We start from the raw sequence: 13,513 nt of genomic DNA on the forward strand, positions 1-13,513 counted from the left end.
ATGACCGGCCCGCTCCACCCTCCCGGCGACACTCCGCACGCGCCCGCCGCCACACCCGCCACGCCCTCGCGCCTGCCCCACGTCCTGCGCGGCGCCGCGCCGCTGCTGGCGTTGCTGGCGCTGGCCGTGCTGATCGGGCTGGCCGGCGCGCTCGGCTACCGCTACAGCTACGACAACGCGCTGGCGCGCCAGGCCGAGCGCGGCCAGGTGCAGCTGCGCCTGTACACGCAGGCGCTGGAAAGCGAGCTGGCGCACTACGACTACGTGCCCGGCCTGCTGTCGCTGGACGAACGCATCTCCGGACTGCTGCTGCGCCCGGACGACGCCGCGCGCGTGGCCCGCGCCAACGAATACCTGACTTCTCTCAATGCCCGTGCCGGCACGCGCGTGGTCTATGTGCTGGACGCCCACGGCAGGGTACTGGCCACCAGCAACTGGCAGCGCCCCGACAGCTACCTGGGAGAGGACCTCAGCTTCCGCCCCTACTTCCAGGCCGCCATGGAGGGCCAGCTCGGCCGCTTCTACGGGGTCGGCACCACGCGCAGCGAGTCGGGCTACTACCTGTCCGCGCCGCTGGGCGAGCGCGACAACCCGGCCGGTGTGGCGGTGGTCAAGATCGGGCTGGAGCCGCTGGAGAACCGCTGGCAGGGCGCCGACAGCCAGATGCTGCTGAGCGACGAGAACGGCGTGGTGATCCTGGCCTCGGACCCGTCATGGAAGCTGGCCGCGCTGCGCCCGCTGTCGGACGAGGCGCGCCAGCGGCTGTCGCGCAGCCTGCAGTACAACCGCGCGCCACTGCCGCAGCTGCCGCTGGAATCGGTGCGCAAGCTTGCCAACCAAAACGGCGGCAGCAGCGACGAACTGGTGCGCCTGCGCCGCGGTCCGCCGATGCTGGCGCAGCATGCCGCGCTGCCCGGCACCGACTGGCAGCTGACGCTGCTGACCAATACCTCGCAGGCGCGCGTGGCGGCGCTCAACAGCGCCGCGCTGGCGGGCGTACTGACTGCCTTCGTGCTGCTGCTGGGCGCGGCCTGGAACGTGCGCCGGCGCATCGTCAACGAGCGCCTGGCCGCGCGCGCCGCGCTGGAAGCGGCCAACAGCGAGCTGGAGCGCAAGGTGGCCGAGCGCACCGCCGACCTGTCCGCCGCCAACCACCGGCTGCAGGCCGAGGTGACCGAGCGCATCCGCGCCGAGACCGTGCTGCGCCAGGCGCAGGACGGCCTGCTGCAGGCCGGCAAGCTGGCCGCGGTGGGCCAGATGTCGACCGGCATCGCGCACGAGCTGAACCAGCCCCTGGCGGCGCTGCGCACGCTGTCCGGCAACACCGGCAAGTTCCTCGAGCGCGGCGACTATGCCACCGTGCGCACCAACCTCGACACCATCATCGGGCTGGTCGAGCGCATGGGCCGCATCACCGGCGCGCTCAAGTCGTTCGCGCGCAAGTCGGGCAACGGCCGCAACCAGGCCCGGCTGGGCGAGGCGGTGGACAATGCGCTGTTCCTGCTGCAGACGCGCGTGGACGCCGTGCAGCCCGAGCTGCAGCGCGACATCGATCCCGAACTGGCCGTGGTCTGCGACCCCAACCGGCTCGAACAGGTGCTGGTCAACCTGCTCGGCAACGCGCTCGACGCGGTCATCGGCCGGCCCGCGCCGCGCATCGCGCTGCATGCGCACGTGGGCGGCGGCATGGTCCACCTGACCGTGCGCGACAACGGCGCGGGGCTGTCCGAGGAAGCCTTCGCGCGGCTGTTCGAGCCGTTCTTCACTACCAAGCCCGCCGGGCAGGGGCTGGGGCTGGGCCTGACGCTGTCGGCCGGCATCCTCAACGAAAACGGCGGCAGCCTGTCCGCCGCCAACCACCCCGACGGCGGTGCCTGCTTCACGCTGGTGCTGCCGCTGGCGCCGCACGAGGCCAGGCCACAGGATTCCACGCATGCCGGCTGAACTGACCGTACTGATCGTCGAGGACGATGCCGACGTGCGCCTGGGCTGCGAGCAGGCGCTGCGCCTCGAAGGGCTGGCCACGCGCGGCGTGGGCAGCGCCGAGGCGGCGCTGCGCGAGGTCGGCCCCGGCTATGCCGGCGTGGTGGTCAGCGACATCCGCCTGCCCGGCATGGACGGCATGGCACTGCTGGCGCAGCTGCGCGAACGCGACCCCGCGCTGCCGGTGATCATGATCACCGGCCACGGCGACGTGGGCCTGGCGGTGCAGGCGATGAAGCAAGGCGCCTACGACTTCCTGGAAAAGCCGTTCTCGCCCGAGCAGCTGGTCGACGCCACCCGCCGCGCGCTGGAGCAGCGCCGGCTCGCGCTGGAAGTGTCAGAACTGCGCGAACGCCTGGCCGGACGCGAAAAACTCGAAACCCGCCTGATCGGCCATTCACAGGCGGTCGAGCGCTTGCGCCGGCTCATCGCCGACCTCGCCGGCACCGACGCCAACGTGCTGATCCACGGCGAGACCGGCACCGGCAAGGAGCTGGTGGCGCGCTGCCTGCACGAGGCCAGCCAGCGCCATGCGCGCCACTTCGTCGCCATCAATTGCGGCGGCCTGCCCGAACAGCTGTTCGAAAGCGAGATCTTCGGCCATGAAGCGGGCTCGTTCACCGGCGCCGCGCGCCGCCGCATCGGCAAAATCGAGCACGCCGAAGGCGGCACGCTGTTTCTCGACGAGATCGAGAGCATGCCGATGCCGCTGCAGATCAAGCTGCTGCGCGTGCTGCAGGAACGCGTGGTCGAGCGGCTCGGCTCGAACCAGCCGGTGCCGGTCAACGCGCGCGTGGTGGCGGCGACCAAGGCCGACCTGCGCGCGCTGTCCGATGCCGGCCAGTTCCGCGCCGACCTGTACTACCGCCTGAACGTGATCACGCTGGAGCTGCCGCCGCTGCGCGAGCGGCGCGAAGACGTGCCGGCGCTGTTCGAGCATTTCGTCGCGCAGGCGGCGCTGCGCTTCGAGCGCGAGGCCGTGCCCGCCAGCGCGGCCGAACTGGCGGCGCTGGTGGCCTACCCCTGGCCGGGCAATGTGCGCGAGCTGCGCAACCTGGCCGAGCGCCATGTCCTCGGGCTGGGCTGCAATCCTGGCCAGGGCACCGCCGCCCCGGAAGCGCTGCCGCTGGCGCAGGCGGTCGACCAGTTCGAGCGCGCGCTGATCGCCGATGCCATGCGCCGGCACGACGGCAACCTCAGCCGCGCCAGCGAGGCGCTTGGCGTGGCCAAGACCACGCTGTTCGACAAGGTTCGCAAGCACGGCCTGCAAGACCGGTAGCGGCCGGCCGCGCAGGCAATACATCATGTTGTGACATATATGTGCTTTGCAGCGGCCGCTGAATTCAGCGGCCGCTGCAAAGACGGCAGCAGCGTGGGGAACCACCCGGGCAGCACGGTGTCTGCCAGTTACTGGCTCTCGCGTCCCGTGGAGCGGCACAGTCTTCAGTGTGCGTTGAAAAACAAAAGTGCGATGAATTTGTAGTTTTTTCTTACTGATTGCCTGGTCTTTGCGGCATATTATGGGCTTCCGGCAAATCCGGAACCGGGACATGCAAAGCCATCAACTGCGGGCAGTCTGCGGGAAATGACAAAAACATCAAATCGACGATAAATAATCGTCCGACCAGCGGGGGAGCGGGTCAGGACACAGGGTCAGTCAACCATTGGCAGTAACAATACGCGGTGCAGGTGCCTGGCATCGCGCGCGCCTGGCCGGCGCGACCTGCCTTCAGGACTACGGGTGATTGGATGAAACTGGATCCGGCACTGGCTGAAAAGCCTTACTACAGCACGCGTACAGCGGCAAAACTGCTCAATGTCTCGCTGGGCACTGTCCAGAAGATGGTAGAGCGCGGCGAACTGGGAGCCTGGAAGACCAACGGCGGCCACCGGCGCATCCACAAGGAAACCGTGCATCGCCTGCTGGCGACGCGCATCGGGCCCGAAACCGCGGCGCCCCATGGCCTGGACCTGGTGGTGTTCCACCCCAACCACCAGGAAGCGCAGCGCATCCACGGCCAGCTGGGCAAGTGGGGGCTGCCGCTCAAGAGCCTGGTGGTCGACGACGTGCTCGACACCGTGATCACCTCGGTCAGCGCGCATCCGCGCGTGGTGCTGTACTACGTCGACGAACTGAACGACGCCGAGTCGGCCACCATCGAGAAGCTGCAGAATTTCTTTGCCAGCCAGCATGTGATCTTTGCTGTCATCACCAACCGCCAGGCCTATGACGGCGTGGCCGACGCGCTGCAGCACTGGGGCATCATGGTGTTCCTGAAGACGCCATCGCTGGAAGAGGTCAAGGGCTTCCTGCGCGCCCAGCTGATGATGGGCCGCGCCGGCTGAGTCGAGCGCTCCCCCTGAACGCTCAACCCAGGGGAGCGCATCGCGCTCAGGCCAGCGACGCCAGCCTCTGCGGCTCCAGCCCGGCCTCGCGCCCTTCGGCCTGCGCCATCATCCAGCCATAGAGATTGCGCGGGTCCGGCGGCATCGCCACCAGTTCCACCGCCCTGCCCGCCCGCCGGGCATGCGCGGCGGCATAGAGCCAGCGCAGCGCGGCGTAGTCTTCCAGCGCAAACCCCACGGAATCGAACACCGTCACTTCGTCGGCCGCGGCCCGGCCCGGCGCGGCGCCGGCCAGCACCTGCCACAGCTCGGTCACTGACGAGTCGGCGGGCAGCTGCTGGATCTCGCCTTCGATGCGCGTCTGTGGTTCGTACTCCACCACGATGCGCGCCTGGCGCAGGATGTCGGCATGCAGCTCGGTCTTGCCGGGGCAGTCGCCGCCAACCGCATTCAGGTGCATGCCCGGGCGCACCTGCGCCGGCGTGAGGATGGTGGCGCGGGTCTTGTCGGCGGTCACGGTGGACACGATGTCGGCGCCGGCCAGCGCGGCCGGCACCGACTCCGCGGCGCGGATCACCAGCCCCGGCACGCCGGCAAGGTTGCGCATCAGCCGTGCCGTGGCGGCTGGGTCGATGTCGTAGGCGGCAATCTCGCGCACGCCCAGCATGGCGTGGAAGGCAAGCACCTGAAACTCGGCCTGCGCGCCGTTGCCGATCAGCGCCATGGTGCGCGCGCCCGGCCGCGCCATCGCCTGCGCCGCCAGCGCCGAGGTGGCGGCGGTGCGCAGCGCGGTGGCCAGCGTCAGGTCGGCCAGCATCAGCGGGAACCCGGTTTCCACTTCGGCCAGCAGGCCGCACGCCATTACGGTCGGCATGCCATGCTGCGCGTTGCGCGGATGGCCGTTGACGTACTTGAACGCGTACTGGATGCCGTCGCTCACCGGCATCAGCTCGATCACGCCGCGCGCAGAATGGCTGGCCAGGCGGGCGGACTTGTCGAAGGCATCCCAGCGCAGGAAGTCCTGGCGGACATGGTCGGCCATCTGCACGATGGCGGGCTGCACGCCGACCGCGGCCACCAGCCTGGCCACGTCGTTGGCGTCGAGGAACAGCGAACGGGCGGTCTCTTTCATGATTGGCTCCATCATGCCGCGGCCGCGGCGATCCCCGGCCCGCTGCTGCGGTCGAGCCGCAGCGTCATGCAATAGGCGCCGCCGCCGGAGAGCATGAAGGGAGTCAGGTCGACCTCATGCAGCTGGTAGCCGCGCCGGCCCAGTTCGGTGCGCAGGTGCGGCGTGGTGCGGGTCATCACCACCTGGTCGTCCAGGTTGACGGCATTGACGCTGAAGTGGCGCAGGTCGTCGGCGCTGGCCTCGATGCGAAGGCGCGCCGGCAGCCGCGCGCGCAGCTCGCGCAGCGATGCTTCGCTGAATGCCGGCGGGTAATAGAGGATCTCGCCGCCGGACAGCGGGCAGAAGCATACGTCGAGGTGGTAGCTCTGTTCGGTGGCCAGTTCCAGCGCCACGACTTCCTGGCCGAAGAATTCCGACACGGCAGTGGCCGCCTCATGCGACGAGCGCGGCCCGAAACCGGCCCAGAAATGGCCGCGGCCGGCATCCCAGATGCAGTCCCCCGCGCCCTCCTGGAAGCAGCCTTCGGGCAGCAGCGCCACTTCATCGAGCAGGCCGCGCTCGCGCAGTGCGCCGAAGATTTGCGCGAACGGCGCTTCTTCGCCGCGGCGCTGCGGGTAGCGGAAGCGCGCCAGCAGTGCGCGGCCGTCGAGCACCACGGCGGCATTTGCCGGGAAAACCATGTCGGGCAGGCCGGGGGCGCCCGCGGCCACTTCCACCGCGAAGCCGGCCCGGCCCAGCGCCGTGCGCAGCGCGTCGAAGGACTGGATGGCGTCGCGGTGCATGCCGCGCGGGTCGCGCGCCCAGGCGTCGGGGTCCATCCACGGATTGATGCTGTACGACACGTCGTAGAAGGTCGGCTCGACAAGCAGGATCGTGGGGGTCTGGATCACGGCGGCTCCTTTTTTGGGGTTCTGGAAAGAATTCAGTCGATTGCATTCTGGTGCAGGCTGGTGTTAACTAATAGCCAGCAAGATGTGCAATTTGTGCGTTGCATCGAGCAAAACGCCAGACTTCATTGGCAAATCGCCAGAACACCTCTCAAGCCCATGGACGCGACCGATCAACAGCTGCTCTCCCTGCTGCGCGACAACGCGCGCACGCCGGTCACCGCGCTGGCGCAGGCGCTGCGCGTGTCGCGCGCGACCGTGCAGAACCGGATCGACAAGCTGGAGAAGGAAGGACTGATCGTCGGCTATACCGTGCGCCTGCGGCCCGAGGCCGAGGCGCATCGGATCCGCGCGTGGATGACGATCGCGGTGGAGGGCAACAAGGCGCGCACGGTGCTGCAGGCGCTGCGGGGCGAGCCCAATGTGCAGGCGCTGCATACCACCAACGGGCGCTGGGACATCATTGCGGAATTGCGCGCGGATACGCTGGAGGCATTTGACCGGACGCTGGACCGGATAAGGTTGATCGAGGGGATCAGTGCGACGGAGACGAGTATTTTGCTGTCGACTTATAAGTAGCGCCGCAGGTTTGCGTGCTACCAGCTGTGCAAGGCCTGGCGCAGGGCACGACATGGGGCGACTCCATGTTGCTCTTGTGCGGTGCATCACGCCCCAACACAGGGATGCGCTGCACCAAAGGCGGCCAAATATATCACCGCGTGATATATTACGTGCACCATTCCCAAGCCGCCCCCAGTCCAAGAATGCCAACTGCCCCCGCTGTCGCCTCGCTGGCGCAAAATACACGTGCATGGCTGCGCACTTTTGTGCCGCTGCCGGTCGCTGCCAACCGCCATGAGCGCATCAAGAGTTGCTTTGGCGCGCTGCTAGGCCTGTTCATCACCGAATGGATCAGCCACCAGACGCTGGGCGGATTCAATCCCTGGTTCGTCGCGCCGATGGGCGCCTCGGCGGTCCTGCTGTTCGCGGTGCCGTCTTCGCCACTGGCGCAGCCGTGGTCGGTCATCGGCGGCAACCTGTTTGCGGCGCTGGTGGGCGTGGCCTGCGCGCGCTGGATTCCGGACCCGGGCCTTGCCGCGGCGATAGCGGTGGCCGTGGCGATTGCCGTGATGTTCCAGTTTCGCTGCGTGCACCCGCCCAGCGGCGCCGTGGCCGTCACGGCGGTATTCGGCGGGCCGGCGGTCAGTGCACTCGGTTTCGGCTTCGTGGTGGTGCCGGTGCTGTTCAACTCGATGCTGCTGCTGCTGATGGCGCTGGCCTTCAACAACCTGTCGCGGCGGCGCTACCCGCACCGCCCCCCCGAGCCCGCGGTGCAGCATGGCACCAAGGACGTGCCGCCAACGCAGCGCGTTGGCTTTACCCGTGCCGACCTTGACGCGGCCCTGCAGGCGCGCGGCGAATTCCTCGATATCGAAGAAGACGACCTGGAAGCCATCCTGGTGGCGGCGCAGCTGCACGCGTACCGGCGCCACTTCGGCAACGTGCTGTGCGGCGAGATCATGTCGCGCGACGTCATCCTGGTGCGGCCCGAGCAGCCTGCGCACGAGGCCGGCCACCTGCTGTCGCGGCACCGCGTCAAGGCGCTGCCGGTGGTCGATGCGAACAACCGCCTCGAGGGCATCATCACGCAGAGTGACTTCTTCGCCGCGCAGCGTGATACCGGCGCGCGCCGGCTGGCCGGCACCGTGCGCGACCTGATGACGCGCGCCGTGGTCACCGCGCGCCCCGACCAGCCGATGGTGGAGCTGGCCCGAGCCTTCTCCGACGGCGGCCTGCACCATGCGCCGGTGATCGACGACAAGCACCGCGTGGTCGGCATGGTGACGCAATCCGACCTGGTTGCCGCGCTGCTCAAGAGCGGCGTGATGGCGGTGCCGGGCTGAGGCTGGCCCTTTCCCCCGGTGCCGGCCATGCCCGGCGCCTTCTAGCTCCGTTTCCGCCTCCCCGCGTTGACGCCACGGCCCGCCGCGCTGTTCAACGTCACAAAGCTATGGCACTGTGGATGCGTCCGGGCATGCTGCGCCGGCGCACCGCGGTGGTGGCGCCTGAAGCACCCTTCCAGCGCCCCTTTGGCATCGCCCGCCCCGGCGTAGGCTATATTTACGCCGTTTCCGTCACACCGGCGGGCCCAGGGAGAGCCATCGATGAGTTCCGGTCAGTTAATCGAGAAGATTGCTGCAGTCTTTGCGCTGATCGTGTTGATCGGCGGCTCGCTGCTGGTGCTCGCACCGTTCACCACGGCGCTGCTGTGGGGCGCAATCCTGGCCTACAGCTCGTGGTACCCGTACACGGTGCTGTCGCGCTGGCTCGGCAACCGGCGCAGCCTGTCGGCGCTGATCTGCGTGCTGCTGGCCACGGTGATCGTGCTGGGCCCGTTCGTCTACGCTGGCGCCAGCTTTTCGGCGCACGTCGACGACCTGTCGGCGCTGGTCAACCGCTATATGGAACAGGGCATCCCGCAGCTGCCCGAATGGCTGAGCAGCCTGCCCTATGTCGGCACTTACCTGCAAAGCTCGTGGAACAGCATCATCAACGCCGACTCCGAGATGGTGGCCAACCTGCGCAAGCTGATCGCGCCGGTCGGGCATGTGCTGCTCGGCGCCGGCCTGTCGATCGGCGCGGGGCTGGGGCAGCTGGCGCTGTCGATCATCCTGGCATTCTTCTTCTATACCGGCGGCGAGTTCGCCATCGCGTGGCTGCGCGCGGGCATGCGCCGCATTGCCGGCGAGCGCGCCGACCACCTGCTGGAACTGGCCGGCAGCACGGTCAAGGGCGTGGTCTACGGCGTGCTCGGCACGGCCTTTATCCAGGCGGTGCTGGCCGCCATCGGGCTGTGGATCGCCGGCGTGCCGGGCGCGGCCATCCTCGGCTTCGTCACCTTCTTCCTGTCGGTGGTGCCGGTGGGCCCGCCGCTGGTGTGGCTGCCGGCGGCGCTGTGGCTATACCACACCGGGTCCACCGGCTGGGCCATCTTCCTGGTGATCTGGGGCGTGGGCGTGGTCAGCATGGCCGACAACATCGTCAAGCCGCTGCTGATCAGCAAGGGCACCGGCATGCCGCTGATCTGGATCATGCTGGGCGTGCTGGGCGGCGCGCTGGCGTTCGGCTTCCTGGGAGTGTTCATCGGCCCGACGCTGCTGGCGGTGGCGTATGCGCTGCTGCGCGACTGGACCATCGGCTCGCAGGAGGAGCTGAAGCAGGATCTCGCGCGCGACCTGAAGCCGGGCGGCGCGCCGGCGGTGTCCGCGGCGACGCACCCCGCCGCGGCGGCCCCGGCGGCTCCGGCAGTCCCCGCCGTGGTCGACAATCCCGACGTGCCGCCGGCGACCACCGGCAAGCACCCCGGCTGAACGGCTGATGGCAGGTCCAGACAACGCCCCCGCACCCGCCTTGCCCGATACCTCGCCCGCCGCGCTGCACCGGCTGGTGGCGTGCGAATACTGCGATGCGGTCTACGAGCGCACCCCGATCTCGCCCGGCGAGCGCGCGCTGTGCCTGCGCTGCGGCGGCGAGCTGTACCGCGAGAGCCGCCGCCATTACCGGCGCCTGCTGCCGCTGGTGGTCACCGCGCTGATCCTGTTCCTGGTTTCCAACGCCTACCCCATCGTCGAGATGGACCTCAAGGGGGTGCGCACGCAAACCACGCTGCTGGGCGCGGTGCACGCGCTGTATGAAGACCACATGGCGCTGGTGGCGGCGCTGGTGTTCGCCACCACCATATTGTTCCCGCTGTCCGAGCTGCTGATGATGATCTACCTGCTGGTGCCGATGGCGCAGCACCGCATGCCCCTGGGCTTCGACCGCATCGTGCGCGGCATCCGCCAGACGCGGCCATGGGGCATGATCGAGGTCTTCATGATCGGCGTGCTGGTCACGCTTGTGAAGCTGTCCACGATGGCGCGCGTGCTGCCCGGCATCGCGCTGTGGTCGTTCTCCGCGCTGGTGATCGTGCTGGCGGCGATGCTGTCGTTCGACCCGCGCGACCTGTGGCGCTACCTGGAGACGCCGGACGATGAGGGCGCGACAGGCGGGTCCGGCGAGGGCGGCCAATGACGAACGCGCTCCCGCCACAACCGCCACGGCCTTCGCGCCCCGACCGCCTGGCGCACCCGCGCCGGCTCGCGCGCGAAGTGGTGGCCGAACTCACCGACGACGACGAACGCACGCCGCTGCCGCAGGTGCCCACCGCCGGCCGCCTGGGCCTGCTCTCCTGCCACGCCTGCGACCTGGTCAGCCCGCGCACGCTGGAAGGCGAGCCCTGCCCGCGCTGCGGCGCCACGCTGCACCACCGCAAGCCGGACAGCCTGGCACGCACCTGGGCCTTCCTGCTGGCTGCCTTTATCCTGTACATCCCGGCCAACATGCTGCCGGTGATGGTCACACAGTCGATCCTCGGCACCCAGCGGGACACCATCCTGTCCGGCGTGATCTACCTGTGGCTGTCCGGCTCGCACATGCTGGCGGTGCTGGTGCTGATCGCCAGCATCATCGTGCCGCTGCTGAAGATGCTGATCCTTACCTTCCTGCTGCTGTCGGTGCATTTCCGCGCGACCTGGCGCATCCGGCAGCAGACCCGGCTGTACGGGCTGGTGGAAGTGATCGGCCGCTGGTCGATGCTCGATATTTTCGTGGTGGCGCTGCTGGCCTCGCTGGTGCGGGCCGGGGCGCTGGCCACCATCATCCCGGGCGGCGGCGCGCTGGCCTTCGGCGCGGTCGTGGTGCTGACCATGCTGGCCTCGCTCAGTTTCGATCCGCGCCTGCTGTGGGATTCGCTGGAAGACGACAATGCCCGACACTGAACAACATCCGCCTGATCCCGCCGCCCCGCCCGGCCCTCCCGGCCTGCCGCGGCCCGAGCGCCGGCGCCGCGCGCGCTGGCTGCCATCGCTGGTGTGGCTGATCCCGATCGTCGCGGCGGTCGTCGGCGTGTCGCTGCTGGTGCACACGCTGGCCTCGCGCGGGCCGGAGATCACCGTCAGCTTCCGCACCGCCGAGGGCCTGACGCCGGGCAAGACCGCGGTGCGCTACAAGGACGTCGATATCGGCCTGGTCAAGTCGGTGCGGCTCGCGCGCGACCGTTCGCATGTGATCGCGTCGATCGACCTGACCAAGGACGCCGAAAACTTCGCCGTGGCTGACACGCGCTTCTGGGTGGTGCGCCCGCGCTTCGCCGCCAGCGGCGTGTCGGGGCTGGAGACGCTGCTGTCCGGCGCCTATATCGGTGTCGATGCCGGCAAGTCCGGCGAGACCACACACGAATTCAAGGGACTGGAAGTGCCGCCGGTGGTGACCACCGACGCATCCGGCAAGCAGTTCGTGCTGCGCGCCTCCGAGCTGGGCTCGCTCGACATCGGTTCGCCGGTCTACTACCGCCGCGTGCTGGTAGGCCAGGTGGTGGCCTACCAGCTGGAGCCCAACGGGCGCGACATCACGCTGAGGGTGTTCGTCAACAAGCCCTATGACAAGCTGGTCACCGCCGATACGCGCTTCTGGCATGCCAGCGGCGTCGACCTCAAGCTCGATGCCGGCGGCCTCAAGCTGTCGACGCAATCACTGGTGACGGTGCTGCTGGGCGGCGTTGCGTTCCAGGCGCCGGAGCGTACCACCGCCACCGATGCCGCCGCGGAAAACACGCAATTCCTGCTGGCCGCCGACCAGTCCGAGGCGATGAAGGAGCCCGAGGAACTGGCGCCGACGCTGGCCGTGCTCAACTTCGACCAGTCCGTGCGCGGCCTGTCGCCGGGCGCGCCGGTGGACTTCCGCGGCGTGATCGTGGGCCAGGTGCGCTCGATCGGCATCGAATACCAGCGCGACAAGAAGGCCTTCCGCATGCCGGTGGTGGTCGAGCTGTACCCGTCGCGCATGGGCTTCCGCGAACGCGACGTGGAAGACCGCGCGCGCGCCCGGCAGATCATCGAGGGCCTGCTCAAGCGCGGCATGCGTGCGCAGCTGCGCACCGGCAACCTGCTGACAGGCCAGCTGTATGTGGCGCTCGACTTCTTCCCGAAGGCGCCGCCCGCCAAGGTCGACCTGGATGCGCCGATCCCCGAGTTCGCCACCACGCCGGGCACCTTCGACCAGCTGCAGGCGCAGGTCGGCGATATCGTCAACCGCATCGACAAGATCCCGTTCGACCAGATCGGCCAGGACCTGCGCACCACGGTGGCAAGCCTGAACAAGACGCTCAACACCGCCGACCAGCTGGTGCAGCAGCTCAACGGCGACGTCGCGCCGCAGGTGCTGGCGGCGCTGCAGGACGCGCGCAAGACGCTGACCGCGGCCAACGGCACGCTGGCGTCGGATGCGCCGCTGCAGCAGGACACGCGCCGCATGCTGCAGGAACTGACGCGCACCGCCACGTCGCTGCGCACGTTGACCGATTACCTCGAACGCCATCCCGAAGCGCTGCTGCGCGGCAAGCTGGAGAAAGACTGATGAAGCGCCATCCCCCAACCTCCGCACCTGCCGCCGTGCTTGCCCGCTGCGCCATTGCCGGCGCCATTGCCAGCACACTGGGCGCCGCCGTGCTGGCCGGTTGCGCCTCGCCGGAGCCGCGCTACTACACGCTGGCCCAGGGGCCTGCAGGCGTCGCCACGCTGCCGGCGGCGACGCCGGCGCCGTCGACCAGCACGCTGTGGCTGGAAGTCGCGCCGGTACGCGTGCCGGAGCGCCTCAACCGGCCGCAGCTGGTGGTGCGCGACGGCGGCAATGACGCCAGCCTGCGCCTGCTCGACCTGGCGCGCTGGTCGTCGCCGCTGCCGGATGAGTTGCGCGATGCGCTGTCACAGCGCCTGCAGGCCACGCTGGGCGCGGTCGATACCTACCAGCAGGGGCTGTCGGACGTGCAGCCGCTGTATCGGATCACGACGGAAGTACTGCGGCTCGACGCGGATGTCGGACAGCGCGCCGGCGCCACGATCAACTGGACCGTGCGGCGGTTGCCGGACGGCAAGGTGGTCAGCGGCCGCACGCAGGCGGAGTTGTCCGCGCCCGGCGAGGTCGATGGCGTGGTGGCGGCTTACCGGGAGATCGTGGCAAGCACGGCGAAGGATATTGCGGCAGGGGTGGAGGCGCTAAGGCGATAAACCGAACGCGACGGAGCTTGCCGGAAGGAAGGTGCGCCCAAGCCGCGAGATCTGGCCTA

At 69.0% G+C, this 13,513-nt stretch carries 12 protein-coding genes; 10 read left to right on the plus strand and 2 right to left on the minus strand.

The window, feature by feature from the left end:
• From IPF36_RS28890 to IPF36_RS28900, 3 genes are all read left to right on the plus strand, one after another.
• Complete coding sequence (locus tag IPF36_RS28890) at nt 1–1,944, plus strand: ATP-binding protein (protein WP_133093918.1); 1,944 nt, start codon at nt 1–3, stop codon at nt 1,942–1,944.
• Nucleotides 1,934–3,262: a sigma-54 dependent transcriptional regulator gene (locus IPF36_RS28895; protein ID WP_135704660.1), complete on the plus strand. Its 1,329-nt coding sequence runs from the start codon at nt 1,934–1,936 to the stop codon at nt 3,260–3,262. Before IPF36_RS28890 ends, IPF36_RS28895 begins: the two co-directional genes overlap by 11 nt.
• A 470-nt stretch (nt 3,263–3,732) precedes the next feature.
• Nucleotides 3,733–4,329: a helix-turn-helix domain-containing protein gene (locus IPF36_RS28900; protein WP_135704658.1), complete on the plus strand. Its 597-nt coding sequence runs from the start codon at nt 3,733–3,735 to the stop codon at nt 4,327–4,329.
• Between the two features lie 46 nt (nt 4,330–4,375).
• Here IPF36_RS28900 and IPF36_RS28905 read toward each other — a convergent pair whose 3' ends face one another.
• Nucleotides 4,376–5,461 (minus strand): ornithine cyclodeaminase, encoded by a 1,086-nt coding sequence (locus tag IPF36_RS28905; RefSeq protein WP_135704656.1) that lies wholly within the window; start codon nt 5,459–5,461, stop codon nt 4,376–4,378.
• An 11-nt stretch (nt 5,462–5,472) separates the two neighbouring features.
• Nucleotides 5,473–6,351, minus strand: coding sequence for a dimethylarginine dimethylaminohydrolase family protein (locus IPF36_RS28910; RefSeq protein ID WP_135704655.1), 879 nt, complete (start codon nt 6,349–6,351; stop codon nt 5,473–5,475).
• A 156-nt stretch (nt 6,352–6,507) separates the two neighbouring features.
• Between IPF36_RS28910 and IPF36_RS28915 the strand changes: the two genes are divergently transcribed.
• From IPF36_RS28915 to IPF36_RS28945, 7 genes are all read left to right on the plus strand, one after another.
• Nucleotides 6,508–6,927, plus strand: coding sequence for an Lrp/AsnC family transcriptional regulator (locus tag IPF36_RS28915; RefSeq protein ID WP_116317273.1), 420 nt, complete (start codon nt 6,508–6,510; stop codon nt 6,925–6,927).
• A gap of 185 nt (nt 6,928–7,112) precedes the next feature.
• Nucleotides 7,113–8,252: an HPP family protein gene (locus tag IPF36_RS28920; RefSeq protein ID WP_135704653.1), complete on the plus strand. Its 1,140-nt coding sequence runs from the start codon at nt 7,113–7,115 to the stop codon at nt 8,250–8,252.
• Between the two features lie 261 nt (nt 8,253–8,513).
• Nucleotides 8,514–9,719: an AI-2E family transporter gene (locus tag IPF36_RS28925; protein ID WP_195431710.1), complete on the plus strand. Its 1,206-nt coding sequence runs from the start codon at nt 8,514–8,516 to the stop codon at nt 9,717–9,719.
• Nucleotides 9,720–9,726: 7 nt separating this feature from the next.
• A complete protein-coding gene (locus IPF36_RS28930; RefSeq protein ID WP_133093895.1) occupies nt 9,727–10,422 on the plus strand; it encodes a paraquat-inducible protein A in 696 nt (231 codons plus the stop codon).
• The gene (locus IPF36_RS28935; RefSeq protein WP_133093894.1) at nt 10,419–11,168 is read left to right on the plus strand and encodes a paraquat-inducible protein A; all 750 of its coding nucleotides are present in this window, start codon (nt 10,419–10,421) and stop codon (nt 11,166–11,168) included. Before IPF36_RS28930 ends, IPF36_RS28935 begins: the two co-directional genes overlap by 4 nt.
• The gene (locus tag IPF36_RS28940) at nt 11,155–12,804 is read left to right on the plus strand and encodes an intermembrane transport protein PqiB (protein WP_135704649.1); all 1,650 of its coding nucleotides are present in this window, start codon (nt 11,155–11,157) and stop codon (nt 12,802–12,804) included. The genes IPF36_RS28935 and IPF36_RS28940 overlap by 14 nt, the downstream gene beginning before the upstream one ends.
• The gene (locus IPF36_RS28945; RefSeq protein WP_240745928.1) at nt 12,804–13,454 is read left to right on the plus strand and encodes a membrane integrity-associated transporter subunit PqiC; all 651 of its coding nucleotides are present in this window, start codon (nt 12,804–12,806) and stop codon (nt 13,452–13,454) included. Before IPF36_RS28940 ends, IPF36_RS28945 begins: the two co-directional genes overlap by 1 nt.
• The last annotated feature ends 59 nt before the right edge of the window (nt 13,455–13,513 follow it).

The organism is Cupriavidus sp. IK-TO18, from assembly GCF_015549295.1.
GTDB classification, from domain to species: Bacteria; Pseudomonadota; Gammaproteobacteria; order Burkholderiales; family Burkholderiaceae; genus Cupriavidus; species Cupriavidus oxalaticus_A.